Here is a 25,982-nt window from a genome sequence, read left to right on the forward strand (position 1 = left end):
TGTTTTGTTTTTGAGAGACCGTTTCGGCGCCGGTCAGACGCCAGCCGAAGGAGAGCCCCCCCCCGAGGGCGAAGGCGTGGCCGACATGCCCTCCTTGAACCCCAGCGCCCCCGAGATTTCATTGGCAGTGGCCTGCAGCTTGGGCAGCCAGCCTTCGTCCAGCCGGTCGGCCGGCGCGGAGATCGACAGGCCTGCCACCAGCTTGCCCTGGTCGTCGTAGATGCCGGCTGCCATGCAGCGCACGCCCAGTTCCAGTTCTTCGTTGTCGCGGGCGATGCCGTACTGGCGCGCCTTCGATAGTTCGCGCTCCAGTGCCGGCAGCTGGGTGATGCTGTTGCGCGTGTGGCCCGCCAGGCCGGTGCGAGTGGCGTAGCTGCGTACCCGTTGCGGATCGTCCGCTGCCAGGAACAGCTTGCCGGTCGAGGTCAGGTGCAGCGCGGCGCGGCCGCCGATGGCGCGCACCACCTGCATGCCCGAGCGCTCGCTGTAGGAGCGCTCGATGTACACGATCTCGTCGCCCTGGCGCATGCTGAGGTTGACGGGCTGCTGCGTCAGCTTGTGCAGCTCGCGCATCGGGCCCAGGGCGGCGTCGCGCACGTTGAGCCGGCCCTTGACCAGGTTGCCCAGCTCCAGCAGGCGCATGCCCAGCCGGTAGCTGCCGGCCTCGGGGCGGTCGACGAAGCGGCCGACTGCCAGGTCGTTGAGGATGCGGTGCGTGGTCGACGGGTGGAGCCCCGTCTTTTCGCTGATCTCCTTCAGCGAAATTGCGTCCTCGCGGGATGCCAGGACGTCGATCAGCGCAAACATGCGCTCGATCACCTGGATCACGGGAACGGCGGGAATGTCGGATTGGTTTTTTCTCATGGCGCTCTGCGGTGAAGACCGGGCGCCATTTTACCTTGTGAAATCGCCTGGCGCCTGCCAGCGGCCATCCAACAACACTTCATGCGGGGAAAAGCGCGCCTTGTAGTTCATCTTCGGGCTGTGCTCGATCCAGTAGCCCAGATAGACGTGCGGCAGCCCCAGCTTGCGGGCCTGCTCGATCTGCCAGAGCACGCTGTAGGTGCCGTAGCCGGCGCTCGAATCGGGCTCGTAGAAGGTGTAGACGGCCGAGATGCCGTCGTTCAGTACGTCAAGGATCGACACCATCCGCAGCGCACCCGCACTGCCGTCGGGCAGGGTTTCTCGGAATTCCACCAGTCGCGAGTTGACCCGGCTCTGCAGCAGGAACTGGGTGTACTGGTCGATGCTGTCGTGATCCATGCCGCCGCCCGCGTGGCGGCCGTTCTGGTAGCGCAGGTAGAGCTGGTAGTGCTCCGGCATGAAGCACAGCTTGAGCACGCGCGCCTGCAGGTCGGCGTGCTGCTTCAGGGCGCGGCGCTGGCTGCGGGTGGGGCGGAAGGAATTGGCCAGCACGCGCAGCGGAATGCAGGCCCGGCAGCCGTCGCAGTACGGCCGGTAGGTGAACATGCCGCTGCGCCGGAAGCCGCTGAGCACCAGGTCGGAGTACGCGTCGTTGTGGATCAGGTGGCTGGGCGTGGCCACTTGCGAGCGGGCCTGCCGGTCGGGCAGGTAGCTGCAGGGGTAGGGCGCAGTCGCGTAGAACTGCAGCGTGTGAAGCGGGAGGTCCTTGAGGTGCGTCACGTCAGGGAAGGAGGTCGCGCTGAAAGGAGTTCGGACCAGTATACGGGCTCGAATCGCCACCGTGGGCCCTCTTGCTGCCGAGCCCCTGCCACGTGCGCGACGAAGCGCTTGCGGGCCATTTCGCGCGCGCCCAGGCTCGCGAGGTGGGCGGTGTTCTGCTGGCAGTCGATCATCCGCACGCCGAAGTGGCGGCATAGCGACACCAGCGCGGCCAGCGCGATCTTCGATGCGTCCGGCCGGCGGGTGAACATCGACTCGCCGAACACCGCGCGGCCCAGCGAAACGCAGTAGAGGCCGCCCGCCAGTTCGCCGTCGATCCAGGTCTCGACGCTGTGGGCGTGGCCCGCGCGGTGCAAATCCGTATAGGCGGCCACCATGTCCGGCACGATCCAGGTGCCCGACTGGCCCACCCGCGGCGAGGCCGAACAGGCCCTGATGACGGCCTCGAAATCGTGGTCGATGCGCACCTCGCAGCCGGGCGTTTCCACGAAGCGCGCCAGGGTCTTGCGCAGAGAGCGGTGCAGCCTGAACTCGTCCACCTGCAGCACCATGCGTGGGTCGGGGCTCCACCACAGGATCGGCTGGTCCTCGCTGAACCAGGGAAAGACACAGTTGCCGTAGGCCTGCATCAGAGTATCGACGTCGAGAGCACCTCCGGCGGCCAGCAGGCCGGGCACCGGGTCGGCCACACCCCAGGCCGAGGCGGGGTCGGGCAGGGCATCTCCAGGTTCCAGCCAGGGAAGTTGTCGCATGGGCATAGGTATACACGGCTTCGCAAACACCAATCCAGTGGGCGAAAATCGCTGGTCGCCGATATCGCCACCAGCGTTCGGCCCACACGCCACGGCACCACAAGACCCGCCGGAAACCCTATAGTGCACAGCTTGCATCCGCAGCACCCACGAACAGATCAGGCAGGCCCGAGCGCACGCCGGGGATAAGTACAAGAGGACAACGTTGACCACTGAACCCAATCCCACCCGCTTCGGCAGCGGCCAGGCAGTGCGCCGCCTGGAAGATGAAAGCCTTCTGTCGGGCGCCGGCCGCTACACCGACGACGTCACGCTCCCCGAGCAGGCGCACCTCGTCTTCCTTCGATCCTCCTACCCGCACGCGCGCATCCTGTCCATCGACACCAGCGCCGCCGCCGCCATGCCCGGCGTGCTGCGAGTGATCACCGGCGCCGAGATGGTGGAGGCCGGCGTCAAGCCTCTTCCCGGCGCCGCCGGCTTCAAGCGCGCCGACGGCAGCGACAGCGCCAGCCCGCCGCGCCGAGCCATCGCCCACGAGCGCACCCGTTTCGTCGGCGAAGTGGTGGCTGCCGTGGTGGCCGACACCGTGCAGCAGGCGCGCGACGCCGCCGAAGCCATCATGGTCGACTACGAAGACCTGCCCATGGTGGTCGACCTCGCCAGCGCCACCGCGGAAGGCGCGCCGCTGCTGTGCGAGGAGGCCACCGGCAACATCTCCGCCGAAATGCGCCACGGCAGCAGCGAAGCCGCCACGGCCGCCTTCGCCAAGGCCAGCCACGTGGTCGCGCTCGACGTGAACAACCAGCGCGTGGTCGCCCTGACGATCGAGCCGCGCTCGGTGCTCGCGGCGCGCGACGCCGAAACCGGCCGCCTCACGATCCGCATGAGCACCCAGATGCCGTCTGGCGTGCGCGATTCCATCTGCGCCGCCATCGGCCTGCCCAAGGAAAAGGTGCGCGTGGTGGTGGGAGATGTCGGCGGCGGCTTCGGCATGAAGACCGGCGCCTACCCGGAGGACATCGCCGTCGCCTATGCGGCGCTCCAGGTGGACCGGCCGGTGAAGTGGGTGGCCGACCGCAGCGAGGAGTTCCTCTCCAGCGCGCACGGCCGCGACATCGAGGCGCGCGCCGAGATGGCACTCGACGCCGACGGCAAGATCCTCGCGCTGCGCATCAAGACGCTGGCCAACGTCGGCGCCTACGCGACCGGCACCGGCGTCGCGATCCAGCTGCTGATCGGCCCCTGGGTGCAGACCAGCGTCTACGACATCCAGACCATCGATTTCCATTTCAAGGCGGTGCTCACCAACACCGCTCCCACTGGCGCCTACCGCGGCGCGGGCCGCCCCGAAGCCATCTTCACCATCGAACGGCTCATGGACGAGGCCGCGCGCCAGACCGGCATCGACCGCATCGTGCTGCGCCGGCGCAACTTCATCCGCCCCGAGCAGATGCCGTACAAGAACCCGATGGCGCAGACCTACGACACGGGCAACTTCGAGTCGGTGATGGACCAGGCGCTCACGCTCGCCGACTGGCAGGGTTTCGAGAGCCGCGCCGCCGAGTCGGCCGGCCGTGGCAAGCACCGCGGCCTGGGCATCGCCACTTTCCTCGAATGGACCGGCGGCAACGTGTTCGAGGAACGCGTCACCGTCTCGGTGCAGGCCGACGGCGTGATCGAGGTTTTCTCGGCCGTCAACGCCATGGGGCAGGGCATTGCCACCTCGCTGGCCCAGCTCGCCGTGGATGCCTTCGGCGTGCCCATCGAGAAGGTGCGCGTGGTGCTGGGCGACACCGACCGCGGCGACGGCTTCGGCAGCGCCGGCTCGCGCTCTCTCTTCACCGGCGGCTCGGCCGTGCGCATCGGCGCTGAGCGCACCATCGACAAGGCTCGCGAACTGGCCGCGCAGGAGTTCGAGGCGGCGCTCGACGACATCGTCTACAGCCGAGGCGTCTTCAACGTGGCCGGCACCGACCTGGAACTCGACCTCTTCACCCTGGCGGCCAAGCAACCGGGGCGCGAGATCTTCGTCGACTCCACCAGCACCGTTGCCGGCCCCACCTGGCCCAACGGCTGCCACATCTGCGAGATCGAGATCGATCCGCCCACCGGCGAGATCAGCGTGGTGGCCTACAGCTCGGTCAACGACGTGGGCCGCGTCATCAATCCGATGATCGTGCGCGGCCAGCTCGAAGGCGGTGCGGTGCAGGGCATCGGCCAGGCGCTGTACGAGCAGGTGGTGTACGACCACGAGACCGGCCAGCCCGTCACCGGCAGCCTGATGGACTACGCCGCCCCGCGCGCCGACATCGTCGACACCATGTTCAACATGGAGATGGACGAGTCGACGCCCTGCAAGAACAACCCGCTGGGCGTGAAGGGCGTGGGCGAGCTGGGCACCATCGGCGCCACGCCGGCCATCGTGAATGCGGTGGCCGACGCCTTCGCGCGCAACGGCTTCGCTACGCGCGCGCCGCGGCTGCACATGCCGCTGAGCCCTGCGCGTGTCTGGCAGGCGATGCAAACGGTCGATTGAGCAATCGTTTTCGTGGGGCAGAAAGGCACCGGCCATGCTTGTCACCACCGAGGTCCGGACCGATGCGATCCGCATCGCCAGCTACCGCTGCGACGCGGGGCCCGACGCGCAGCCCTTCACCGAGCTGCACGAAGGCCATTCGGTCTCGTACGTGCGAAGGGGCAGCTTCGGCTATCGCACGCGCGGCAATGCCTATGAGCTGGTCGCCGGCTCGGTGCTGGTCGGCTGTCCGGGCGACGAGTACGTCTGCACGCACGACCACCATGTCTGCGGCGACGAGTGCCTGGCCTTTCATCTGTCGCCGGGCTTCGTCGACCTGATCGGCGGTGACCGCAAGACCTGGCGCACCGGCGGTGTGCCGCCGCTGGCCGAGCTCGTGGTCATCGGCGAACTGGCCCAGGCCGCTGCCGACGGACAGAGCGACGTGGGGCTGGACGAACTGGGCATGTGGTTCGCGAGCCGCTTCGTCGAGGTCGTCTCGGGGCGGGCGAAGCCAAAGTTGCCGTCCCCGGCCATCTCTCGCGACCGCCGCCGCGCGGTCGATGCCGCGATGTGGATCGACGCCAACCTGCAGCACGACATCGGCCTCGACGGCGCCGCTGCCGAAGCCGGCCTGAGCTCCTTCCACTTCCTGCGGCTCTTCTCGCAGGTGCTGGGCGTCACCCCGCACCAGTACCTCGTGCGCTCGCGCCTGCGGCATGCCGCGCGCCTGCTGGCCGACGACGACAGCCGGCCCGTGACCGAGGTCGCGCTGGACGTGGGCTTTGCCGACCTCAGCAACTTCGTGCGCACCTTCCATCGCGCAGCGGGCGTGTCGCCGGGCGGCTTCCGCAAGGCGGCCAGGGGCGACCGCAAGATTCTCCAAGAACGCATCGCGGCGCTCTTAGATGATGGACTCCTGATCAACACATCGAGCAGGAAGCCATCATGTACGACCACATCGGACTGAAAGTCAAAGACCTCGCCGCGAGCCGCCGCTTCTACGAAGCAGCGCTCGCGCCTCTGGGCCATGTGCCGGGCCCGCACGACGACAGCTACGCCGGCATCGGCCCGGCCGACGAACCCGCGCTGTGGCTCTACGCCGCCAAGGGCGCGAAGGGGCCGGGCACTCACATCGCATTCCGTGCACCGAACCACGAGGCCGTGGCCGCCTTCCACAAGGCCGGCCTGAAAGCCGGCGGCACCGACAACGGTGGCGCAGGCCCCAGGCCGGACTACAGCCCGACCTATTACGCTGCCTTCCTGATCGACCCCGACGGCAACAACGTCGAAGCGGTCTGCCCCTGAAGAGAGGTTCCACGCCATGGCCACGGTCTACAAGGAATTCATCGTCGAGGCGAGCGCGGCGCAGGTCTGGGACGCGCTGCGCGACTTCGATGCGGTGCACACGCGGCTCGCGCCGGGCTTTCTCACGGCCTGCACGATCGATGAGGAGGGCGCGCGCATCCTGACCTTCGCCAACGGCCTCGTCGCGCGCGAACTGCTGGTGGGCATCGACGAGGCCCATCGTCGGCTGGCCTACACCGTCACCGGCGGGCAGGCGAGGCATCACCATGCGACGGCGCAGGTTTTCGAGGAAGGCGAAGGCCGCTCGCGCTTCGTCTGGATCACCGACGTGCTGCCCGATGCGATGACGGCCTACATCGGGCCGATGATGGAGCAGGGCGGCGCTGTCATGAAGGCCGCGCTGGAAGGTCGCCCGGCCCCGGCCGCGGCCTAGAAGTCTTCGAGCGGCAGCCCGACGTAGTTCTCCGCCAGCGCGGTGGAGGCGGCGGCCGAATGCACCAGGTAGTCGAGCTCGGCTTCCTGGATCTTCTGGCCGAAGGCGCCCGTCTCCGGAAAACGGTGCATCAACGAGGTGAACCACCACGAGAAGCGCTCGGCCTTCCAGACGCGGCGCAGGCACAGGTCGGAATAGCGGTCGAGCGCCGAGGCCGACTTCTCGCCGTAGAAGATTTCGAATGCGCGCGAGAGATACCCGACGTCGGCCGTGGCGAGGTTCAGCCCCTTGGCGCCCGTCGGCGGCACGATGTGCGCCGCGTCGCCCGCCAGGAACAGTGAGCCGAAGCGCATCGGCTCGGCGACGAAGCTGCGCAGCGGTGCAATGCTCTTCTCCAGCGAAGGCCCGGTCACCAGTCGCTCGCGCGCTTCTGGGTCGAGGCGTGCGCGAAGCTCGTTCCAGAAAGCCTCGTCGCTCCAGTTCTCCACCCGCTCCTCGGTGGGCACCTGCACGTAGTAGCGGCTGCGCGTGGCGCTGCGCATGCTGCACAGCGCGAAGCCGCGCTCGGTGTTGGCGTAGATGAGTTCATGCGACACCGGCGGCACGTCGGCCAGTACGCCGAGCCAGCCGAAGGGGTAGATCTTCTCGTAGGTCTGGATCGCATCGGCCGGCACGCTGGCGCGGCTCACGCCGTGGTAGCCGTCGCAGCCGGCGATGAAGTCGCATTCGATCTCGTGCGTCTGGCCATCCTTTTCGTAGCGCACGCGGGGCTTGCCCGACTGGAAGTCGTGCAGGCTCACGTTGGCCGCGCTGTAGATGGTGGTGAGCCCTTCGGCCGCGCGCGCTTCCATCAGGTCGCGCGTCACTTCGGTCTGGCCATACACCGTCACCTGCTTGCCGCCCGTGAGGCCGTGCATGTCGATGCGGTGGCGCGCGCCCTTGAAGAGCAGTTCGATGCCCTCGTGCGGCAGTCCCTCGGCCTTGGCGCGGGCGTCGACGCCCGCACGCGCCAGCAGGTCCATCGTGACCTGCTCGAGCACGCCGGCGCGGATGCGGCCGAGCACGTAGTCGCCGCTCTGGCGTTCGACGATGACGTTGTCGATGCCTGCCTTGTGCAGAAGCTGCCCGAGCAGAAGGCCGGCGGGTCCGGCTCCGATGATGGCGACCTGGGTGCGCATGTTCGTGTCTCCGAGAGGGTTTCACGGAGCGTAGGGCGCACGGGGCCTTCCAGGGAGGCAGTGCGCGCGGCTGTGTGCGATCATGCGAATGCGTGCGCGATCATCGCGCAACACTTCCACAGACGACGAACCCCATCCTCCATCGACCGAAGAATGAGCATCGCCAAGGCCGACTTCATCGAGGGCATCGCCAAGGGCATGGCCGTGCTCGAAAGCTTCGACACCGAGCGCCAGCGCCTGAACGCCACCCTGGCCGCCGAACGCGCCGGCCTCACGCGCGCAGCAGCCCGCCGCCATTTGCTGACGCTGGCCCACCTGGGCTACCTGGAAACCGACGGCAGCTATTTCTGGATGGCGCCGAAGGTGCTGCGCTTCTCGGGCAGCTATCTCGCGTCTTCCCGATTGCCGCGGGCGCTGCAGCCCACGCTGAACCGGCTCGCGGCGCAGACCGGCGAGTCGTTCTCGGCCGTCGTGCTCGACGGGGAAGAGGTGGTCATCGTCGCGCGCAGCGGCAGCTACGGCACGCCGACGCGCGTGCTGGCCTATGGCCTGCACCTGGGGGCGCGGCTGCCCGCGCATGCCACTTCCACCGGGCGCGTGCTGCTCGCGGCGATGGCACCGGCGCAGTTCACGCAGTGGCTCAAGGGCCGGCATCTCGCACGGCTCACGCCGCGCACGGTGACGCAGGCGCGCGGCCTGCGTCAGCTGATCGCCCGCGCGCGCAAGGACGACTACTGTTTCGCCAGCGAAGAGCACGAGCTGGGCGTGCAGGCGCTGGCCGTGCCGCTGCGCGACATGCAGGGCCATACGGTGGCCGCGCTCAACGTGGTGCTCTCGGGCACGCGCTACCAGGAAGAGACGCTGCAGCGCGAGATGCTGCCGCTGCTCTTCGAGGCTGCACGGGAAGTCCGTTCGCTTCTCTGACTTGCTCTGAACTTTGGCCGCGGCCCGCGCCTCGAATCCTCGAAACGGACACAACCATGCGACTCCTACTCCTCGAAGACGACGTGATGATCGGCGAAGCGGTGCTCGACCTGCTGCGCGCCGAACAGTACGCGGTGGACTGGGTGAAAGACGGCGAGGCCGCCGAAACGGCCCTGCGCACCCAGCAATACGACCTCGTGATGCTCGATCTGGGCGTGCCACGGCGCGACGGGCTCGAGGTGCTGCGCAACCTGCGCGCGCGCAAGCAGCGCATGCCGGTGCTGATCGCCACCGCGCGCGACTCGGTGCAGCAGCGCATCGAAGGCCTGGACGCCGGCGCCGACGACTACGTGCTCAAGCCCTACGACCTCGACGAGCTGCTGGCGCGCATCCGTGCCCTGCTGCGCCGCGCGGCGGGGCGTGCGGAGCCGGTGTACGAGCACATGGGCGTGAGCATCAACCCGGCCACGCGCGAGGTCACGGTGGCCGGCCAGCCGGTGGTGCTGTCGGCGCGTGAATGGGCCGTGCTGGAGCCGCTGCTGGCCCGGCCCGGCATGGTGCTGTCGCGCGCCCAGCTCGAGGAGAAGCTCTACAGCTGGAAGGACGAGATCAGCAGCAACGCGGTGGAGGTGTACGTGCACGGCCTGCGCAAGAAGCTCGGCGCCGAGCTCATCCGCAACGTGCGCGGCGTCGGCTACATGGTGCCGAAACTATGACTCGCCCCCAGGCTTCGCGCACTTCGTGTCGCTTCGCCAACCCCCTTCCGGGGGCGACGCCTACGGCCCGGCAAAGCCGGTTCCGTGTCGTCCCGCGAAGGGGGCGTGTATGAGCAGAGTCATTGGTTCGCTGACAGGCTCGCTGCGTGCGCGGCTGCTGTGGTTCCTGCTCGCAGCCATCGTGCTGGCGGCGGGGGCGCAGGCACTGGTGGCCTACCGCACGGTGCTGGCCGAGGCCGACGACATCTTCGACTACCACATGCAGCAGATGGCGCTGTCGCTGCGCGCCGGCCTGCCGCCGAGCGCTGCGGTGGGCGGGCTGGGCGCCGCCGAGCAGAACTTCGATTTCGTCGTGCAGGTGTGGACGGCCGATGGCACGCGCATCTTCGAATCCGCCGAGCAGGCCGCGCTGCCGCAGCTCGCGGTGCTGGGCTTCGCCGATGTGAACGCGCGCGGCACCACCTACCGCGTGTTCTCGATGCAGACGCGCGGGCTGGTGATCCAGGTGGCGCAGGACATGGCGGCGCGGCGCCACATGGCCGGCACGCTGGCCCTGCGCACCATCGCGCCGGTGGCGCTGATGGCGCCGCTGCTGATGCTGGTCGTGTGGTGGGTGGTGAGCCAGTCGCTCGCGCCGGTGGCGCGGGTGCGCAAGCAGGTGGCCTCGCGCCAGGCCGACGATCTCTCCCCGGTGAGCGAGGAGAACCTGCCCGAGGAGGTGCGCCCGCTGGTGCAGGAGCTGAACCTGCTCTTCGACCGCGTACGCCATGCCTTCGACGCGCAGAAGCACTTCGTCGCCGATGCCGCGCACGAGCTGCGCTCGCCGCTGGCCGCGCTCAAGCTGCAGGTGCAGGGCCTGCAGCGCGCGCCTGACGATGCCTCGCGCGAGCTGGCGGTGAGCAGGCTGGTGGCGGGCATCGACCGGGCGACGCGTCTGGTCGAGCAGATGCTTGCGCTGGCCCGGCATGAAGCCAGCATGGCGGCCGGCGCGAAGCCCGAGCCGGTGGACCTGGCCGAGGTGGCCCGGCTCGCGGTGTCCGACGCCGTGGCGGCCGCACAGGCGCGCGGCATCGACATCGGCATCGCCCATGCCGACGAGGCGGTGGTGCATGGACAGTCCGAGGCGCTGCGGATGCTGCTGCGCAACCTGCTGGAGAACGCGATCAAGTACACGCCGGTGGAAGGCCGCGTCGACATCGGCATCGCGCGCAAGGGCGATACGGCCGAACTCACCGTGGACGACAGCGGGCCAGGCCTGCCGCCGGAGGAGCGCGAGCGGGTGCTCGACCGCTTCTATCGCTCGGGTGAATCGCAGGCGCCGGGCAGCGGGCTGGGGCTGGCCATCGTCAAGTCGATTGCCGACCTGCACGGGGCCACGGTGGCGCTGGAGCAGTCGCCCAGCCTTGGCGGGCTGCGCGTGCTGATGCGCTTTCCCGCGCGCGCGTGAGCCCCGGCCGCGCCGTTTAAGCGGCGCTTAAGTCAGACCCGCGACATTCCTTTCATCGTTTTGCGTCCATACGCCTTGAAAGGAACCGACAAATGAACTCACGTCTGACTTCGCCCCGTGCCCTGGCTATCGCCCTGGCAAGTGCGGGTGTGATCGGTGCGGTCGGCGCCGGCGCCTACACCAGCGCCCGCGCCGTGGGCGCGCCGACCACCAATGCCGTCGCCACCGCGCCCGCGGCCATGGTCACGCTGCCCGACTTCTCGACGATCACTTCGCGCGACGGCCCGGCCGTGGTCAACATCAGCGTGACCGGCACCATGAAGGCTTCCGACGACGAGGCAGCCGCCGAGATCCAGGGCATCGATCCGGACGATCCGATGTTCCAGTTCTTCCGCCGCTTCCAGGGCCAGATGAATCCGCGCGGCCAGCAACAGCAGCGCGAAGTGCCGGTGCGAGCGCAGGGGTCGGGCTTCATCGTCGACCCCAGCGGCATCATCATCACCAACGCCCACGTGGTGAAGGACGCGAAGGAAGTCACCGTCAAGCTCACCGACCGCCGCGAGTACCGCGCGAAGGTGCTGGGCGCCGACGCCAAGACCGACATCGCGGTGCTCAAGATCGACGCGAAGAACCTGCCCGTGCTCGCGCTGGGCAACACCAAGGACCTGAAGGTCGGCGAATGGGTGCTGGCCATCGGCTCGCCCTTCGGCTTCGAGAACACCGTCACGGCCGGCGTGGTGAGCGCCAAGGGCCGCTCGCTGCCCGACGACAGCTACGTGCCCTTCATCCAGACCGACGTGGCGGTGAACCCCGGCAATTCCGGCGGCCCGCTGCTGAACACGCGCGGCGAGGTGGTCGGCATCAACTCGCAGATCTACAGCCGCAGCGGTGGCTACCAGGGCGTGTCGTTCGCGATCCCGATCGACGTGGCGATCCAGGTGAAGGACCAGATCGTCGCCACCGGCAAGGCGCAGCACGCGCGCCTGGGCATCGCGGTGCAGGAAGTGAACCAGGCCTTTGCCGATTCGTTCAAGCTCGACAGGCCCGAAGGCGCGCTGGTCTCGAACATCGAGAAGGGCGGCCCCGGCGACAAGGCCGGCCTGAAGGCGGGCGACGTGATCCGCAAGGTCGACGGCCAGGCCATCGTGTCCTCGGGCGACCTGCCCGCGGTCATCGGCCAGCAGATGCCGGGCAAGAAGGTCACGCTCGAAGTGTGGCGCCAGGGCGAACGCCAGGAGCTGCAGGCCAAGCTCGGCGACGCGAGCGACAAGCCGGCCAAGGTCGCGAAGGCCGACGCCGACGTGGGGCAGGGCAAGCTGGGCCTGGCGCTGCGTCCGCTGCAGCCACAGGAAAAGCGCGAGGCTTCCGTCGACAACGGGCTGCTGATCGAAGACGCGGCCGGCCCCTCGGCGCAGGCCGGGGTGCAGGCGGGCGACGTGCTGCTGGCCATCAACGGCACGCCGGCGCAGAGCGTGGAGCAGGTGCGCGAGGTGGTGGCCAAGGCCAGCAACAAGTCGGTGGCGCTCTTGATCCAGCGCGGTGAAGACAAGATCTTCGTCCCGGTTCGCATCGGTTGAGTTGGCCCCGCAGGCATGACGTCGCCCGCCCAGAGCCTCTCGGCTCACATCCTGCCCACGTCTGCGACCATGATCGGCGTGTGCATGACGGTGATGTCCATCGGGCACCTGGGGCCGCGCGACGACATGCGGCTTCTGATCGACCGCCTGCTCGCAGTGGACGCGCTGGTCTTCCTGGCCAGCGCGTTGCTGTCTTTCATCTCGATGCGTTCGCGCAGGTCGGGCGCGCGGCTGGAGGCCTGGGGCGAGATGGTCTTCATCGCCGGCCTCGGGCTGCTGGCGCTGGGTGCGGTGACGCTGGCCTTTGCCCTGCGCTGAACGGCCGCGCGGCGCCTCAGGCAGGCGAGCAGGGCCAGTCGAGCTGCATGCGCGTGCCGCCGGCGGCCGGGTCCGCCGTCTCGATCTGCAGCCGCGCGCCGATGGACTGGGCGCGCGCCCGCATGTTGGCGATGCCGTGGCCGGTTCTCCCGCCATTGGCCGGCGCCGAAGGCAGGCCGCGCCCGTTGTCGGTGAGCATGATGCGCACCAGCGAAGGCGTCTCTTCCCCGTGCCAGCTCGCGTGCATCACGATGCGCGAGGCGCCCGCGTGCTTGAGCACGTTGGTGAAGGCTTCGAGCAGGATGCGTTGCAGCTGCAGGGCCGCCTGTGCGGCGAAAGGCTCCAGCTGCGGGATCACTTCCACGTCCCACACCAGCTCGATGCCGGCGGCGTCCAGCCGCGGCTGCAGGCGGTAGCGCAGCGTGGCCAGCACGGTGGCCAGGTCGTCGTGCGTGGGCTGCAGCGAATCGACGGCCATGCGCATCTCGTCGAGCGCGAGCTTCACGTGTTCCTCGATCACCGTGCGGTCCGGTTTGGCCTGCGTCACCACGTTGAGGAGGCCGACCAGCTGCGAGCCGACGCCGTCGTGGATCTCCCGCATGATGCGCTGGCGTTCCAGCAGCACGGCCTGTTCCTGCTGCTGCTGGCGCACGGTCTCGAAGGCGCCGCGCAACTGGTCTTCGCGCTCGGCCACGCGGGCCGCGAGGTTGGCGTTGAGCGCGCGGTAGTCGGCTACGGTGCGGCTGTAGCGCTCGACCACCAGGCCGGCCAGGATCATCACGAAGAAGAACATCGCGTGCGCCGTCAGCGTGTAGTAGGCGCCGCCGAAGAGGCCCATGCGCACCAGCAGCAGGTCGTGCGCGCCGGCCAGGATGGCTAGCGTGCCCGCGGCCATCAGCACGCCCGCGATACGGCGGCGGTCCACCAGCGCCCCGTACACCACGTAGGGCAGGCAGATGATGCTGATGCATTGCAGGATGACGAGGCCGCCGGTCCACAGCAGCGGCTGCGCGAAGGCGAAGGAGGCGCAGGCCAGCGTTACCGACAGCGCGAGCGCCGTGTAGATCGAGCGCACCAGCCACGGCGGATTGCGCTCCAGCACCAGCAGCACGAAGCGCGCGATCAGCCCGATGTGGCAGGCGTAGCAGACCGCCACGATGGCGCCCCACAGCGGCCAGGGAATGGCCACGTCGGGCCATACGCGGTCAAGGTTGCGCGCCACGCCCGAGAGCGCGGCCAGCGCGAAGCAGCCGTAGAGCGCGTCGCGCTGGCGCAGCCACAGCCCGCCGGCGATGCCGCCCATCAGCAGCAGGCTGACGGCATAGACGATGGCCGAGGTGTTGCGCCAGTTCTGCCGGGCGCGGTAGACCGTTGCCAGCGACGCCTCGGGGCCGTAGTCGATGCTGGCCAGCCCCGCGCCGCGCTGGCGCTGGATGGTGGTGCGCACCACCAGCGACTGTGGCTGGCCTGCCTGGTGCAGCACGGCCGGCACCGGCACCAGCAGGTTGCTCTTGGACGCGTCGTAGCTCGGCAAGCCCAGCGTGCCATAGCTCGCCACCAGCGCGTCGTTGAACGAGATCGCTACCTGGTTGCCCGCGCCCGAGAGCAGCAGCGCGGCGGGCTTGCCGGCCGGCACCGCGGAAGCGGGAAGTTCGATGCGGTAGGTGGCCTTGCCGCCGCGCCCGGGGAATTCATGGTCCCAGCGGAAGGGAATCTCCACGCGTCGCTGCTGCGCCGGCAGGCCGTCGGGTTCGAGCACCGCCTCGGCCGAGGGAACGTCGAATGCGTCGGGCGATTCCGCTGCGTCGGCATGGGAGGCCGCCGACGCCAGGGCGAGCCACAGGCACAAGGCGGCGAGCAGCAGGCGGCAGAGGCCGCCGGCGGTCACGCTAGGGAAGCCAGCCGAGGTTGCGGGCCTCGAACACAGCTTCCGATTTGTTGTGCACATCCAGCTTGCCGTAGATATTGCGGATATGGGTTTGGACAGTCGAGGCCGAGACTCCCATCTGCGTCCCCACTTCGACATAGGTGAAACCACGAGAGACAAGGTCGAGCACCTCGAACTCGCGCGGCGACAGGCGTTCGGGCGCGACAGTCGGCGTACCGGCAGCCTTGGCCGCGGCCTGTTCCCTGGGCGCAGCTCCCGAGTGCGCCTGCCAGCGGCGCAGCAGCTTGCGCGCGATGACCGGCGACATCGGCGAGCCGCCGGCGCGCAGGTGGCGGATGTGGGTAGCGAGGTCGGCCTCGGTGCCGTCCTTCAGCAGGTAGCCGCTGGCGCCGGCCTCGAAGGCCTGGACCATGTTGGCCTCGTCGCCGAAGATCGAAAGCACCATCACCGCGCAGGCCGGCTGCATGTTGCGGCACTGGCTGATCACCTGCAGCCCGGGGCGGTCGGGCAGGCCGAGGTCCACCAGCAGCACGTCGATCGGGTTGTCGACCAGCCAGCGCAGGATGTCGCTGGCGTTGGAGGCGCTGTAGGCCAGGCTCAGGGACGGGTCTGCGTCGACCACGCGCGAGATGCGCTCGCGCATGCCGGTGTCGTCTTCGACGAGGGCGACCTGTGTTTCCGCAGTCATGCGTGGACCGGGCCCGGAAAGAAGCTGCATGCGCTCATGCATGGCGTGGTGACAAGGCGCATGGGGGGAAAAGACCTGGGTTGCTGATGCCGCAAAGGGTAGGGGGCTGCCCGCTCGCTGCCCATCCTATATACGGGGGAGGCGGCCTACCGCTTTCGGTGGCCTAGGGGATGTCTTGCCGGTTGCCGCCCTGGCCAGCCGCCCTGCCACGAGCGCGATGTGCCCGACCAGCTCCAGAGGCGACTCGACCTCGAAATCGTGCGGCAGGCAGCCCAGCCACACGGCCAGCGCATCGAGCGAATTGGCCGCGGTGGCGATGCGGGTGGAACCGTCGCCGACAGCCTGCGGCGTGGCGCCGACCCAGCCGAGATAGGGCTCCAGCGCCTCGACGGGTGCATGCACCACGATCTGCGCATGGTGCAGGTAGGGTGACACCTTCCGTGCGTGCTCCATATAGGCCGCCACATCGCCATGGGGCAGCCGGCGCGGCGTGAAGCGCTCGCCGGTGGGCACGGGCTCGACGATGCGGTCGAGGCGGAAGGTGCGCCAGTCCTCGCGCGCCACGTCCCACGCCAGCAGGTACCAGCGCCGGCCCGTCTGCACCACGCGATGCGGCTGCGCCGTGCGCTCGGTGAGGGCGTCGTGGTGGTCGCGGTAGCCGAAGCGCAGCTCGAGCCGGTCGGTGCAGGCTTCGGCGAGGAAGGACACGGCCTTCAGGCGCACGGGCGATTTGTCGTGCATCACCGGCACCACCGATGAGCGCACGCTGTCGAGCCGGCGGCGCAGGCGCGGCGGCATCAGCTGTTCGAGCTTGGCCAGCGCGCGCATCGAGGCGTTCTCGATGTCGCCCGAGGCGCCCACCGGGTTGCCCAGGCCGAGCCCGACGGCGATGGCTTCCTCGTCCTCGAGCAGCAGCGGCGGCATCGCGGTGCCCGCGCCGAGCCGGTAGCCGCCGGCCACGCCCGAGGTGGAATCGACCGTATAGCCCAGGCTGCGCAGGCGGTCGACGTCGCGGCGCAGGGTGCGCTCGGTGATCTCGAGCCGGGCGGCGAGGTCGGCGCCCGTCCAGGAGCGTTGCGCCTGGAACAGGGAAAGAAGCCGGATCAGGCGTGCGGTGGCTGACAGCATGTGCGCATCATGCCTGCAATCGAGGACAGGAGCTGTCCGCAATGGGTTGTAGCCTCGGTTCTTCTCTCAACCACCTCCGCACCGCGGAAAACAGGACGAAGACCCATGAAGAAGACGTACAACGGCAGCTGCCATTGCGGCAAGGTCCGCTTCCAGGCCCTGATCGATCTCGCCGAAGGCACGGGCAAGTGCAACTGCTCGATCTGCACCAAGACCCGCGCATGGGGCGCGATCGTGAAGCCGGATGCCTTCACGCTGCTTTCGGGGGAGGAGGAGCTGTCGCTGTACCAGTTCAACTCGCACAGCACCGAGTGGCTGTTCTGCAGGAACTGCGGCGTTCGTTCGTTCGGGCGCGGCAACGTGCCCGAGATCGGTGGCGCCTATGTGAGCGTCGCGGTGAATTGCCTGGACGACGTGACGCTGGAGGAACTGTCGACGGCGCCCGTCCGGTACATGGACGGGCGCAACAACAACTGGTTCGAGGCGCCGGCCGAGACGCGCTACCTCTGAGCGAGGCGGGCCCGGCCGGCGGGTTGTTGCCTTCTTACTTGCGGCGGCGGGTTGCCGGCGCAGCGCCGGGCGCCGAGGTCTGCGAGGGAGCCGCTCCGCCGTCCACGCCCAGGCGGCCGCCGCCACCGAGGCCTTGGCCGCGCACCGTCTGTGCCTTGTAGTTGCGCAGCGAACGGACCATCTGGTTGAAGGCGTCCATGAAGGCCGCTGCGATCACCTTGCCCTGCGGCGTGCGGGTGTAGCCGCCGATGCCGCCGGCGGCGGAGAGACCGCCCAGGCCGGCGAAGCCCGCGAAGTCGGTCTTGGAGGCGCTGCCTTCGGCGGCCGCGACCTGCACGCCCGAACGGTTGTCGATCAGCGTCAGGAGGGCGCTGGCTTCCTTGGTCTGCAGGCTCGCGCCGAGGCTGGCGATGGCGCGGCCGCGGCCGCCGCCCACCAAGCCGCCGAGCGCGCCGCCCAGGCCGCCGGCATCGCTGTTGCTGAACACGATCTCGGGCGACAGGCCGTAGTCGGAAGCGACCATCTGGCCGCGGCCGAAGTTGCTGCCGCCGCGCATTTCGCCCGACTGCATCAGCGCGCGCTCGCGCGTCATCGCGTTCATGCCGGCGGCGCTGCGCTCGACCACCACGAAGCAGTTCGACTGCTGCACCAGCAGGCGCAGCAGGTTGGCCGTGGGAGGCAGCTTGTACTCGCCGGTGAGGATGGTGTACCAGCCCGCGTTCACGTTCTCGATCAGCGAGACCGTGCCCAGCGGCGAATCGCAGCGCTCGAGCTGGCTGCTTTCGCCGGAGGTCGCGGCGCCGGCGGCGCTGCCGGTGGCCACGGTCTTGGCCGACTGGCTACCCATTTGCATGTCCATGGTCTGGCAACCCGAAAGGGCCAGCAGGCCGGCGAGTGCGCTTGCGAGAGAAAGTTTAGAAAAAGCCATGTCCCGATCTGTCAAGTGAAAAGAATGCGGCGCCCGTTGCGGACGTCACTTGTCAAGATCGAAGATGGATCTGCCCTGGCCTGTATGACCTCCCGATTCGACGCGCCGCCGGCGACCGCGCGACGATACGACCCGAGATTCAGGCACGCCAGTGCCGAAAGTCATGTGCATTCACGCGCGGCCCGGCCGTGTTTTTTCCACCGCGCGGGCGGCGGCGTATCGGCCGGACTCCGAAGTGTGGGAGGTGCGGGCCGCGGCAGCCCCCTTCCTCGATCGCCCGGCCGCGACGTCGGGCAGGCGCACTGCGCTTGGGGGACGGGCGGGTGGGGCGCGGCGATTCTATTACTCTGGAAACTTTCAGGAACACCGTGAAACAACGAGAGCTTCCGTACCAATGGCTCAAGAGGGAAAAGCCGCGGGATGCGCTGTCCCGAAAGTTACATTCGGGCCTTCACTTCCAGGAGTTTCAGATGGCGACCAAGAAGAACATCGTTGGAGAAGCAGCCACGGAACTGACCCGCCAGCAGGTGCAACAGGCCCTGGCCATTGCGGGAGCTTCGAACTTCAGCGCAGCGGCCGACCCGGCTTTCGTCGGCTCCATCCTGGTGGCCCTGGCAGTCAACACGAACTCGGTGAGCGCGACCATTGACAGCGCCAAGGACCGGACCAGCGCGGTGATCAAGCACTGAAAGAAACGGCCTGCCTCAGCGCGTGTAGTCGCCGCTGGCCTCGGGCTGGAAGAGCACTGCGGTCACACGCGCAGAGCGCTCGATGCCGTTGGGCATGCGCCAGCAGGCGAGCGCCCCGGTCTTCACCCCCAGCAGGCCGATGCCGACGGGCGACAGCACCGATACGAAGCCAGCGCCCGGCTGCGAGTCTCCGGGATAGCACAGCGTGATCTGCTGGCGCTGGCCCGTAGCCGGGTCCTCGATCTCGACCTGGGAATTCATCGTCACGAGGTCCGGCGGGACTTCGCGCGATGGCAGCACGTCCGCCGCGTCGAGCAGTTCGGCGAGTGCCGGTGGGAGCTGGTGATCCGCCAGTTTGCCGAGGCGGACGAAGTCGAGTTCGGTGAGCGTGCGCTCCCCGTGAATGGTGGCAAGCATGAAGCACTCCAGTCGAGTGCGGCGCCGTCAGGAACGAAGGAAATGAACGGCGACGCGGCCGCGCGGCGGGTGCCCGGCGGTCAATGGTTCGCGCATCAGAAGGAAGGGTAGCGGACCGCCGGGCTCAGGAAAGTGCGCAGGTGCGTCGGTAGGCCGCCATCGTCGCCATGGCACCGGTACGCGCTGCTTCGAGCGCAGCGTGCTTGCGGGAGTGGAACGAACGGGCCATGCGCACGAGTGTAGGGATGCACCACGAGCCCATCAAGCAATGGCCCCGCGTGTACTGCCGTTAAGCACGGCGGGCATGGGCTCATCGCGTTCCAGCTGCGCTAGCCGGTTTCACGGCGTGCCTGTGCGGCGGATCGGAATCAGCAAGTCGGTGCGCAACTCGGCCTGCGAGACCTGCCGCGGCGAGTTCAGGTAGTGCTCCAGCGTGGGCCGGTCGTCGGGCTCGTAGCCGCTGGCGGGCAGCCAGCGGATGTAGAGGGCGCGCACGGCAGCGTTGATCTGCGAGTACGGGCCCGCGAGGCGATGCGCCGCGTAGCAGCCGCCGGGAATGTCGAGCATCTCGACTTCGGGGGCTTCCGGCCAGGCATCGGGAGAGTCGACGGCGGCGTAGTACCTGAAGCCGATGCTGCCCTCCGGCTCGTCGAAAGACGCTCCCCAGCGGTCCGTGATGCGGGCCGTGCCGGCGTGCTGGCGCAACCGCCGATGAGTGTGAGGGATGGTCGAGAACGGCCCCTGGTGCCGCAGCGCATGCAGCCGTCGCGTCGGGTGTTCGACGATGCGCACGGCTGGCGTGGCGACGCCGTCATCGGGTTGCGGCAACGCATCGACATCGAGAATCGCCCGCACCATCTTCTGCTGGAATGCGCGCGGCGACTGTCCGGTGAACTGGCCGAAGGCGCGCGTGAAGGCCTGCGGGCTTTCGTAGCCCACGGCCAGCGCGACCTGCGTGATGCTCTGGTCGCCGGCTTCCAGCAGCCGGGTGGCGAGCGCCAGTCGTACGCGCCGCACTGTGGCCGCCACGGTTTCTCCGGCCACGCTCGCATAGACGCGGTGGAAGTGGAAGGGCGAGAAGTGCGCGAGCCGCGCGAGATCTTCGAGCCGGTGCTCGGCCATCGGATCGGCGACGATGGCCGCGACGGCGCGCGCCACGCGGGCGCGGTAGTCCTGCTCGATCCGGCGGCTGCTTTCCATGCGCGCGAGTGTGCGCCTTTCATGCGAGGGGCACTTAGCCGACTTTGCTCACATGGGCCAGCGGAGCAACCAAAGAAAAAGCCCGCTGTCCGTAAAGACAGCGGGCTCTTCAGAGGCCTTGCGGCTTGATGGTGGCTCCTCGACCTGGGCTCGAACCAGGGACCTACGGATTAACAGTCCGGCGCTCTACCGACTGAGCTATCGAGGAACAAGCCTTAAATTATATGCAATGGATTTGCCGATCTCGGCGCTTCGACTGCATTTTTTGCATCGATGCGACGATTGCCTGCAAGAAACACCGCGCACCACTTCAAATGAAATGCCCCGCTACCTTGTGAGTAGCGGGGCATCCAGAGGCCTTGCGGCTTTGTGGTGGCTCCTCGACCTGGGCTCGAACCAGGGACCTACGGATTAACAGTCCGGCGCTCTACCGACTGAGCTATCGAGGAACAAGCCTTAGATTATAGCGTCATTTTTCATGACTTTCGGCAACGCGTTCAAAGTGCAACGCTCAGCCCCAGACGCAGCGTGCGCGGCGCGCCAGGGAACAGGTAGACATGCCCGAACTGGTAGGGCGATTCCTTCCAGTAGCGGCGATCGAACAGGTTGTCGACCGACAGCGTCCAGCTCGCGTTCGCGCCGCGCAGCTTCGTGTCGTAGCGCAGCACGGCATCGACGCGCGTCCACGAGGGCAGCGTGATCGAGCCATCAGGCAGCACGTTGCGTCGGCCTTCATAAGAAAGCTGTCCCGCCACTTCGAGCCCCGGCACCGATGAGAAGCGATACGCCGTTTGCGCGCGCAGCACCTGCTTCGGCACATTGGTCGGCGACTGCCCGTTGAGCGCCGGATTGGCCGTGCTCCCGCGCCGCTTCGCATCGATCAGCGTCACGCTGCCACCGATGCGCCAGGGTCCCTGGTTCCACTGCGCACCCGCTTCGAGACCACGATGCACCGCCTTGCCGTCGTTGCGCACCTCGCACAAGCCGCTGCACAGGTCCATGTTGGTCAGCGGCCGCGAGATGTCGAACCACGCGAGCTGCCAGTTGAAGGCGTCGTTGCCGCCCTTGAGGCCAAGCTCCCACTGACGCGAGCGCAGCGCGGGCAGGGCCTGTCCGGCGTTGCTGTACTGCGAGATCCTGTTCGGCACCACCTGCGACTCGACTCCCCGGCCCCAGCTCGCATAGGCCAGCAGCCCCGGCTGGATGGCGTAGCTGGCCGCGATCCACGGCGTGGTCACGTCCTGCTTGTAGCCGGTCGGATTCGAGCCGTCGTTGCCGATGCTGCTGCGGTCGAGCCGCGTATGGCGCGCGCCGAGCCAGGTGGTGAAGCGCTCGTTCCAGCGGATCGCGTCCTGCACCGAGAACTCGGTCGATCGCTCGTCCCGGTTGGTCTGCGGCGTGGTGGCGTCCGGCGCCGGCGGCACGACGGCCGTGCCCCAGATGTTGCCGGTGCCCGCGTAGTTGTAGGCCTGGTTGTCGAAGCGGTTGCGCACGCGGCTCTGCATCAGCCCGAAGCCGAGTTCGTGCCTCACGCTGCCCGTCGTCACGTTGCCTTTCAGATTGATGCTGCCGGCCGTCAGCGTGCGGCGCTCGTTGTCGCTGCGGAAGTCGTAGACGTCGAAGGTGCCATCGGAGCAGTAGCGGTCGTAGTTGCCTTCGGCGCCGCAGCCGAAGGCATAGGCCAGTCGGTCGTCGCTCTTCAGCCGCTGCTGGCCGATCTGCGCGCTCCAGCGCCAGTCGGCGTTCAGCGCCTGGCTGAAGCGCAGCGTGCCCGTCAGCGCCTTGAACACCGAGGGCTGCGACCACGGCTGGTTGTTGAGGTTGATGCGCGGATCCACCGGCGCCGGCAGCACGCTGCCCAGCAGGCTGTAGCCGTTCTGGCTGGGCTGCGTCTTGCGGCTCTGTTCGATCTCGAACTCCAGCACCGAGTCGCGCGTGATGCGCCAGTCGGCCGCGAGCGAGAACAGGTTGCGGTTGCCGTCGAGGTTGTGCGTCAGCGGCTTGAGGTTCTCGCTCGCCACGTTGAGCCGGTAGCCGAACTGCCTGTTCTCGCCGAAGCGCCCGCCGAGGTCGATGGCGCCGAGCACGCTGCCGCGGCTGGTGGTTTCGATGCGCACCGTGCGCAGGTCCTGTTCGGTGGGCCGCTTCACGACGTAGTTGACCAGCCCGCCCGGCGCGCTGGTGCCGGCCTGTATGCCGCTGGTGCCGCGCAGGATCTCGACGCGCTCCTTGTTGTCGAGCGGAATCGAAGTCTCGGCGCTGATCGGCAGGCCCTCGCGCCGGTAGTTGAAGCGGTTGTCGAGCACGAAGCCGCGCACCGTGAGGTAGTCCCAGTAGCCGGCGGAGTTGTAGGCGTCGGTGACGGAAGCGTCGAACTGCGTCAGATCGGCGAGCCGTCGCGCGCCGCTGGCCTGCAGTTGCTGGCTGTCGATCACCGTGGCCGAGATCGGCAGCTCGCGCAGCGGCACGTCGCCGAAGCCGCTCACGTCGGCCTGGGGCGCGGCCGTGCCTTCGCTGACGGTGATCTCCGGCAGCGCGGATTGCTGCTGCGCATGCGCTGAACATGCCGCCGCAAAGAGCATGGCTGCCAGCGCGTGTGAGACGGGAGACAGCCGATGCCGGCCGGAAGAATCGAAGGGAAGCTCTGTCTTTTTCATTCTGTTCATTTGCCCGCGGCGGCATCGATGGCCGCGATCCATTCCGCGGCCGTGGCTTCCGGGTCGTCGGCCGCGACGAGCGCGCGCACCACGGCGATGGAACCCACGCCGGTCGCCAGCACCTCCGGCAGCCGCACCGCATCGATGCCGCCGATGCCGACCTGCGGATAGCCGCGCAGCAGCCGCGCATAGGCGCCCAGCCGCGCCACGCCCTGCGGCGCGGTCGCCATCTTCTTGAGCGTGGTCGGGTACACGGCGCCCATGGCGATGTAGCTCGGGCTCACCTTGTCGGCGCGCACCATCTCCGCATAGCCGTGCGTGCTGACGCCAAGGCGCAGGCCGGAGGCGCGAAGTTGCGCCAGTTCGTCTGGCGAGAGCGCGTCGAGATCCTCCTGGCCGAGGTGGATGCCGTAGGCACCGGTCGCGATGGCAACCCGCCAGTGGTCATTGATGAAGAGCAGCGCGCCGGTACCTCGCACCGCCTCAACGGCCGCTTGAACTTCGCGCTCGATGGCCGCGCTGTCGTCCGACTTGAATCGCAGCTGCACCGTCGGCACACCCGCGCGCGCCATGCGGCCGACCCACTTCGCATCGGGCAGCACGGCATAGAGGCCGAGCCGTTCTGGGCAGGGCGGAAATGCGTCGTCGCGCGCGGTGGGCGGAAAGGGGCGCATGCCGAAGTCCTCCGGCGCGTCGGGCCACAACGCAGCATCGAAGCTGCTCAGGCGCTGTGTCTGCGCGGTCCATGCGAGAGCCAGGCATTCGGCGTCGATCTCGATGAAGCCGAGCGCGGAACACGCGCGCTTGGCGCCGCGATACACCGGATCGTCGGAAGAGAAGTTGGGCGCGCTCACCGGCGCCGACGTGATCGCGCCGAAGCGCAATCCGTGCGCAGCGACGATGGCCTGCGCGATGGCGCCGGAGTCGAATGTGGTGCTCATGATTCGTGGTGCCAGAAAGGCGTGCCGAGCACGGGCGTGCTGGGCTGCGCGGCCTCCTGCGCGGCCATGGCGCCGGCGCGATGCGCGCTGCGCCCGGCCTGCACCGCGTCGGCGAAGGCGCCGGCCATTGCGACCGGGTCCTGCGCCAGCGCGACGGCCGTGTTCAGCAGCACCCCGTCGTATCCCCACTCCATCACCTGGCAGGCGTGCGAAGGCAGGCCCAGTCCAGCGTCCACCAGCATCGGCACCTTGAGCCGGTCGCGCAGCACCTGCAGCGCGTAGGGGTTGACCGGTCCGCGGCCGGTGCCGATGGGCGCGGCCCAAGGCATCACCGCCTGGCAGCCGACGTCGACCAGGCGCTGGCACAGCACGAGGTCCTCGGTGCAGTAGGGCAGTACCTTGAAGCCCTCGCGGATCAACTGCGAGGCCGCGTCGACCAGGTTCAGCGTGTCGGGCTGCAGCGTGTAGTCGTCGCCGATCAGCTCCAGCTTGATCCACGGCGTGTCGAACAGCTCGCGCGCCATCTGCGCGGTGGCGACCACCTCCTGAATGCTGTGGCAGCCGGCGGTGTTGGGCAATACCGGCACCGCGAGCTTGCGCAGCAGCTCCCAGAAGCCGTTGCCGAGCTCGCTGTTGCCCGAGCCCTGGCTGGCCGTCTGCCGGCGCAGCGAGGCAGTGAGCATTGCGGGCTTCGCGCGCTTCACGGCGGCTTCGAGCAGGTCGGGCGAGGGGTAGCGCGCGGTGCCCAGCAGCAGGCGGCTGTGGAAGGTCTCGCCGTAGAGCACCAAGGGGTCGTTCGTGGTCGTCATTTCTGTTGTCTCCATCAATCAGCCGCCCGTCACGGGGCGGATCACTTCGACGCGGTCTTCGGGTTTCAGCGCGCGCGTGGCGTAGGCCGAGCGCGGCACGAATTCGCGGTTCACGGCCACCGCGAAGGGCGGCGTGGCCTCCAGCGCGGCCAGCGCGTCGGTCAGCATCGCCTGGTCGGGCAGGGTGAAGGGCTTGTCGTTGATCAGGATGTTCATCGTCATGTGTCTCGGGTCTCCATGCCGAAGCTCTCCGCAAGAGGCGAGCGGCCCTGCGTCAGCACCTCCATCGCCACGTCAAGCATCGCGGGCGCGATCATGAACCCGTGGCGGTACAGGCCGTTGATCTGCAGCACGCGCGGTTGCGGCAGGCGCAGGGCAGGGAGGTTGTCGGGCAGCGTGGGCCGGCACTGCGTCGCGATCTCGACGATGCGCGCCTCGGCGAAGCCGCTGTGCACCGCATACGCGGCACTCAGCAGTTCGAGCGTGGAGCGCACGCTGGCGGGCGACATGTCGTCCGACTCGATCTCGGTCGCGCCGATCACGAACAGGTTGCCCGGCTTGGGCGCGATGTAGAGCGGGTAGCGCGGATGCACGAGGCGCGTCGGTCGCTTCAGGCTCACCTCGGGCGCATGCACGCGGATCACCTCGCCGCGCACACCACGAAGAGCATTCCACTGCGGACGGGCGCCGAGGCCGCGGCAGTCGATCACCCAGTCGGGCTGGCCTGTCGTTCCGGGCGAGAAGTCCGAAGGCGTACGCGGCGATTGCCAGTGCAGCGTGACGAGAGGGCTGCTCTCGAGCGTGGCGAGCAGCGAGGCCAGCAGCGCGCGGTTGTCGAGCTGGCCTTCGCCCGGAAGGAACAGGCCCTGAGCGAAGCGCTGGCCCAGCAAGGGCTCCAGCGTGGCGATCGCGCGGGCGTCGACGGATTGTATCGGCGCCAGCTCGGGCACCTGCGCACCGGTGTTCGCGAGCACGCGGGCGAGCCGCGTTGCTTCGGCCGCGTCCTGCCGATGCCAGAGCACCAGCGTGCCTTCGCGCTGGAAGAACACGGGCTGTGCCAGCGGCGCGAGCAGCTCCGGCCAGCGCGCGAGCGCGTGCTGCCCCATGCGCACGACAGACACCGGTGCGACGGCCGATTCGGCCAGCGGCGCCAGCATCGCGGCGGCCACGCGCGCGGCAGCGCCTTCGGCCTCGGCGCTGCCGGCCTCGAACACATCGACCTTGCACCCGGTCTGCGCCAGCGTCACCGCCATCAGCCGGCCCATGAGGCCTGCGCCGAGGATGGCGACCGAGTCGAAAGGAAGGCTCATGCCAG

26 protein-coding genes and 2 tRNA genes are annotated in these 25,982 nt (G+C 68.6%); 11 read left to right on the forward strand and 17 right to left on the reverse strand.

Annotation, left to right across the window (positions count from 1 at the left end; all coding sequences use genetic code 11):
- Positions 1 to 33: 33 nt before the first annotated feature.
- From ABL844_RS14645 to aat, 3 genes are read right to left on the reverse strand one after another with little or no spacing between them, the layout of a single operon-like run.
- Positions 34 to 864, reverse strand: coding sequence for an IclR family transcriptional regulator (locus tag ABL844_RS14645; protein ID WP_418131735.1), 831 nt, complete (start codon positions 862 to 864; stop codon positions 34 to 36).
- A gap of 30 nt (positions 865 to 894) precedes the next feature.
- Positions 895 to 1,644 (reverse strand): arginyltransferase, encoded by a 750-nt coding sequence (locus ABL844_RS14650; RefSeq protein WP_418131736.1) that lies wholly within the window; start codon positions 1,642 to 1,644, stop codon positions 895 to 897.
- Entirely contained in the window at positions 1,641 to 2,396 is a 756-nt protein-coding gene (aat, locus tag ABL844_RS14655) for a leucyl/phenylalanyl-tRNA--protein transferase (protein WP_418131737.1), read from the reverse strand. The genes ABL844_RS14650 and aat overlap by 4 nt, the downstream gene beginning before the upstream one ends.
- A gap of 205 nt (positions 2,397 to 2,601) precedes the next feature.
- Here aat and ABL844_RS14660 point away from each other — a divergent pair, with 205 nt between their 5' ends.
- From ABL844_RS14660 to ABL844_RS14675, 4 genes are read left to right on the forward strand one after another with little or no spacing between them, the layout of a single operon-like run.
- On the forward strand, positions 2,602 to 4,932 hold the full coding sequence (locus ABL844_RS14660; protein ID WP_418125642.1) for a xanthine dehydrogenase family protein molybdopterin-binding subunit: 2,331 nt from the start codon (positions 2,602 to 2,604) through the stop codon (positions 4,930 to 4,932).
- 34 nt (positions 4,933 to 4,966) lie between these two features.
- Complete coding sequence (locus ABL844_RS14665) at positions 4,967 to 5,881, forward strand: helix-turn-helix domain-containing protein (RefSeq protein WP_418120232.1); 915 nt, start codon at positions 4,967 to 4,969, stop codon at positions 5,879 to 5,881.
- A complete protein-coding gene (locus ABL844_RS14670) occupies positions 5,860 to 6,219 on the forward strand; it encodes a VOC family protein (protein ID WP_093054451.1) in 360 nt (119 codons plus the stop codon). Before ABL844_RS14665 ends, ABL844_RS14670 begins: the two co-directional genes overlap by 22 nt.
- Positions 6,220 to 6,235: 16 nt before the next feature.
- Positions 6,236 to 6,652, forward strand: coding sequence for an SRPBCC family protein (locus tag ABL844_RS14675; protein ID WP_418131738.1), 417 nt, complete (start codon positions 6,236 to 6,238; stop codon positions 6,650 to 6,652).
- Here ABL844_RS14675 and pobA read toward each other — a convergent pair.
- Complete coding sequence (pobA, locus tag ABL844_RS14680; protein WP_418131739.1) at positions 6,649 to 7,830, reverse strand: 4-hydroxybenzoate 3-monooxygenase; 1,182 nt, start codon at positions 7,828 to 7,830, stop codon at positions 6,649 to 6,651. The two genes, ABL844_RS14675 and pobA, sit on opposite strands and share 4 nt — an antisense overlap.
- Positions 7,831 to 7,983: 153 nt before the next feature.
- On the opposite strand from pobA, the gene ABL844_RS14685 reads away from it, so the two are divergent.
- From ABL844_RS14685 to ABL844_RS14705, 5 genes are all read left to right on the forward strand, one after another.
- Positions 7,984 to 8,754 (forward strand): IclR family transcriptional regulator domain-containing protein, encoded by a 771-nt coding sequence (locus ABL844_RS14685; RefSeq protein WP_126019184.1) that lies wholly within the window; start codon positions 7,984 to 7,986, stop codon positions 8,752 to 8,754.
- Between the two features lie 56 nt (positions 8,755 to 8,810).
- Positions 8,811 to 9,470, forward strand: coding sequence for a response regulator (locus tag ABL844_RS14690; protein WP_184638356.1), 660 nt, complete (start codon positions 8,811 to 8,813; stop codon positions 9,468 to 9,470).
- Positions 9,471 to 9,579: 109 nt separating this feature from the next.
- Entirely contained in the window at positions 9,580 to 10,917 is a 1,338-nt protein-coding gene (locus tag ABL844_RS14695) for an ATP-binding protein (RefSeq protein ID WP_418131740.1), read from the forward strand.
- 92 nt (positions 10,918 to 11,009) lie between these two features.
- Positions 11,010 to 12,494: a DegQ family serine endoprotease gene (locus ABL844_RS14700; RefSeq protein WP_418131741.1), complete on the forward strand. Its 1,485-nt coding sequence runs from the start codon at positions 11,010 to 11,012 to the stop codon at positions 12,492 to 12,494.
- Between the two features lie 15 nt (positions 12,495 to 12,509).
- Entirely contained in the window at positions 12,510 to 12,812 is a 303-nt protein-coding gene (locus ABL844_RS14705; RefSeq protein ID WP_126019191.1) for a hypothetical protein, read from the forward strand.
- Between the two features lie 16 nt (positions 12,813 to 12,828).
- On the opposite strand, the gene ABL844_RS14710 is transcribed toward ABL844_RS14705, so the two are convergent.
- The 3 genes from ABL844_RS14710 to ABL844_RS14720 all read right to left on the reverse strand — a co-directional run bounded on the left by ABL844_RS14710 (position 12,829) and on the right by ABL844_RS14720 (position 16,516).
- Positions 12,829 to 14,700 (reverse strand): sensor histidine kinase, encoded by a 1,872-nt coding sequence (locus ABL844_RS14710; protein WP_418131742.1) that lies wholly within the window; start codon positions 14,698 to 14,700, stop codon positions 12,829 to 12,831.
- A 1-nt stretch (position 14,701) separates the two neighbouring features.
- Entirely contained in the window at positions 14,702 to 15,388 is a 687-nt protein-coding gene (locus ABL844_RS14715) for a response regulator (RefSeq protein WP_418131743.1), read from the reverse strand.
- Positions 15,389 to 15,514: 126 nt separating this feature from the next.
- Complete coding sequence (locus ABL844_RS14720) at positions 15,515 to 16,516, reverse strand: helix-turn-helix transcriptional regulator (protein WP_418131744.1); 1,002 nt, start codon at positions 16,514 to 16,516, stop codon at positions 15,515 to 15,517.
- A gap of 105 nt (positions 16,517 to 16,621) precedes the next feature.
- Here ABL844_RS14720 and ABL844_RS14725 point away from each other — a divergent pair, with 105 nt between their 5' ends.
- The gene (locus ABL844_RS14725) at positions 16,622 to 17,026 is read left to right on the forward strand and encodes a GFA family protein (protein ID WP_418131745.1); all 405 of its coding nucleotides are present in this window, start codon (positions 16,622 to 16,624) and stop codon (positions 17,024 to 17,026) included.
- 34 nt (positions 17,027 to 17,060) lie between these two features.
- Here ABL844_RS14725 and ABL844_RS14730 read toward each other — a convergent pair whose 3' ends face one another.
- On the reverse strand, positions 17,061 to 17,954 hold the full coding sequence (locus ABL844_RS14730; RefSeq protein WP_126019203.1) for a CsgG/HfaB family protein: 894 nt from the start codon (positions 17,952 to 17,954) through the stop codon (positions 17,061 to 17,063).
- Positions 17,955 to 18,424: 470 nt separating this feature from the next.
- Between ABL844_RS14730 and ABL844_RS14735 the strand changes: the two genes are divergently transcribed.
- Positions 18,425 to 18,643 carry a hypothetical protein gene (locus ABL844_RS14735; protein ID WP_418131746.1) on the forward strand — a complete coding sequence of 73 codons (219 nt, stop codon included), beginning with the start codon at positions 18,425 to 18,427 and terminating at the stop codon, positions 18,641 to 18,643.
- Between the two features lie 15 nt (positions 18,644 to 18,658).
- On the opposite strand, the gene ABL844_RS14740 is transcribed toward ABL844_RS14735, so the two are convergent.
- From ABL844_RS14740 to ABL844_RS14780, 9 genes are all read right to left on the reverse strand, one after another.
- A complete protein-coding gene (locus ABL844_RS14740; RefSeq protein WP_418131748.1) occupies positions 18,659 to 19,060 on the reverse strand; it encodes a GreA/GreB family elongation factor in 402 nt (133 codons plus the stop codon).
- A 339-nt stretch (positions 19,061 to 19,399) separates the two neighbouring features.
- Positions 19,400 to 20,260 carry an AraC family transcriptional regulator gene (locus tag ABL844_RS14745; protein WP_418131749.1) on the reverse strand — a complete coding sequence of 287 codons (861 nt, stop codon included), beginning with the start codon at positions 20,258 to 20,260 and terminating at the stop codon, positions 19,400 to 19,402.
- A 132-nt stretch (positions 20,261 to 20,392) separates the two neighbouring features.
- Positions 20,393 to 20,468, reverse strand: a tRNA-Asn gene (locus tag ABL844_RS14750).
- 165 nt (positions 20,469 to 20,633) lie between these two features.
- Positions 20,634 to 20,709, reverse strand: a tRNA-Asn gene (locus ABL844_RS14755).
- Between the two features lie 48 nt (positions 20,710 to 20,757).
- Positions 20,758 to 22,917: a TonB-dependent siderophore receptor gene (locus ABL844_RS14760; RefSeq protein WP_418131750.1), complete on the reverse strand. Its 2,160-nt coding sequence runs from the start codon at positions 22,915 to 22,917 to the stop codon at positions 20,758 to 20,760.
- A 5-nt stretch (positions 22,918 to 22,922) separates the two neighbouring features.
- Positions 22,923 to 23,858 (reverse strand): thiamine phosphate synthase, encoded by a 936-nt coding sequence (locus tag ABL844_RS14765; RefSeq protein WP_418131751.1) that lies wholly within the window; start codon positions 23,856 to 23,858, stop codon positions 22,923 to 22,925.
- Complete coding sequence (locus tag ABL844_RS14770) at positions 23,855 to 24,667, reverse strand: thiazole synthase (RefSeq protein WP_418131752.1); 813 nt, start codon at positions 24,665 to 24,667, stop codon at positions 23,855 to 23,857. The genes ABL844_RS14765 and ABL844_RS14770 overlap by 4 nt, the downstream gene beginning before the upstream one ends.
- A gap of 18 nt (positions 24,668 to 24,685) precedes the next feature.
- Positions 24,686 to 24,889: a sulfur carrier protein ThiS gene (gene thiS / locus ABL844_RS14775; RefSeq protein ID WP_126019219.1), complete on the reverse strand. Its 204-nt coding sequence runs from the start codon at positions 24,887 to 24,889 to the stop codon at positions 24,686 to 24,688.
- Positions 24,886 to 25,977, reverse strand: coding sequence for an FAD-dependent oxidoreductase (locus tag ABL844_RS14780; protein WP_418131753.1), 1,092 nt, complete (start codon positions 25,975 to 25,977; stop codon positions 24,886 to 24,888). Before ABL844_RS14780 ends, thiS begins: the two co-directional genes overlap by 4 nt.
- Positions 25,978 to 25,982: the final 5 nt, after the last annotated feature.

It is taken from the genome of Variovorax sp. 278MFTsu5.1 (assembly GCF_048305045.1).
GTDB classification, from domain to species: Bacteria; Pseudomonadota; Gammaproteobacteria; order Burkholderiales; family Burkholderiaceae_C; genus Variovorax; species Variovorax guangxiensis.

Coding starts and splice junctions, on each gene's coding strand:
- ABL844_RS14720 (WP_418131744.1), bottom strand. CDS start 16,516: ATGCTGTCAGCCACCGCACGCCTGATCCGGCTTCTTTCCCTGTTCCAG.
- ABL844_RS14735 (WP_418131746.1), top strand. CDS start 18,425: ATGGCGACCAAGAAGAACATCGTTGGAGAAGCAGCCACGGAACTGACC.
- aat (WP_418131737.1), bottom strand. CDS start 2,396: ATGCGACAACTTCCCTGGCTGGAACCTGGAGATGCCCTGCCCGACCCC.
- ABL844_RS14770 (WP_418131752.1), bottom strand. CDS start 24,667: ATGACGACCACGAACGACCCCTTGGTGCTCTACGGCGAGACCTTCCAC.
- ABL844_RS14690 (WP_184638356.1), top strand. CDS start 8,811: ATGCGACTCCTACTCCTCGAAGACGACGTGATGATCGGCGAAGCGGTG.
- ABL844_RS14645 (WP_418131735.1), bottom strand. CDS start 864: ATGAGAAAAAACCAATCCGACATTCCCGCCGTTCCCGTGATCCAGGTG.
- pobA (WP_418131739.1), bottom strand. CDS start 7,830: ATGCGCACCCAGGTCGCCATCATCGGAGCCGGACCCGCCGGCCTTCTG.
- ABL844_RS14700 (WP_418131741.1), top strand. CDS start 11,010: ATGAACTCACGTCTGACTTCGCCCCGTGCCCTGGCTATCGCCCTGGCA.
- ABL844_RS14725 (WP_418131745.1), top strand. CDS start 16,622: ATGAAGAAGACGTACAACGGCAGCTGCCATTGCGGCAAGGTCCGCTTC.
- ABL844_RS14685 (WP_126019184.1), top strand. CDS start 7,984: ATGAGCATCGCCAAGGCCGACTTCATCGAGGGCATCGCCAAGGGCATG.
- ABL844_RS14780 (WP_418131753.1), bottom strand. CDS start 25,977: ATGAGCCTTCCTTTCGACTCGGTCGCCATCCTCGGCGCAGGCCTCATG.
- ABL844_RS14765 (WP_418131751.1), bottom strand. CDS start 23,858: ATGAGCACCACATTCGACTCCGGCGCCATCGCGCAGGCCATCGTCGCT.
- ABL844_RS14670 (WP_093054451.1), top strand. CDS start 5,860: ATGTACGACCACATCGGACTGAAAGTCAAAGACCTCGCCGCGAGCCGC.
- ABL844_RS14740 (WP_418131748.1), bottom strand. CDS start 19,060: ATGCTTGCCACCATTCACGGGGAGCGCACGCTCACCGAACTCGACTTC.
- ABL844_RS14730 (WP_126019203.1), bottom strand. CDS start 17,954: ATGGCTTTTTCTAAACTTTCTCTCGCAAGCGCACTCGCCGGCCTGCTG.
- ABL844_RS14705 (WP_126019191.1), top strand. CDS start 12,510: ATGACGTCGCCCGCCCAGAGCCTCTCGGCTCACATCCTGCCCACGTCT.
- ABL844_RS14695 (WP_418131740.1), top strand. CDS start 9,580: ATGAGCAGAGTCATTGGTTCGCTGACAGGCTCGCTGCGTGCGCGGCTG.
- ABL844_RS14665 (WP_418120232.1), top strand. CDS start 4,967: ATGCTTGTCACCACCGAGGTCCGGACCGATGCGATCCGCATCGCCAGC.
- ABL844_RS14675 (WP_418131738.1), top strand. CDS start 6,236: ATGGCCACGGTCTACAAGGAATTCATCGTCGAGGCGAGCGCGGCGCAG.
- ABL844_RS14760 (WP_418131750.1), bottom strand. CDS start 22,917: ATGAAAAAGACAGAGCTTCCCTTCGATTCTTCCGGCCGGCATCGGCTG.
- ABL844_RS14715 (WP_418131743.1), bottom strand. CDS start 15,388: ATGACTGCGGAAACACAGGTCGCCCTCGTCGAAGACGACACCGGCATG.
- ABL844_RS14745 (WP_418131749.1), bottom strand. CDS start 20,260: ATGGAAAGCAGCCGCCGGATCGAGCAGGACTACCGCGCCCGCGTGGCG.
- thiS (WP_126019219.1), bottom strand. CDS start 24,889: ATGACGATGAACATCCTGATCAACGACAAGCCCTTCACCCTGCCCGAC.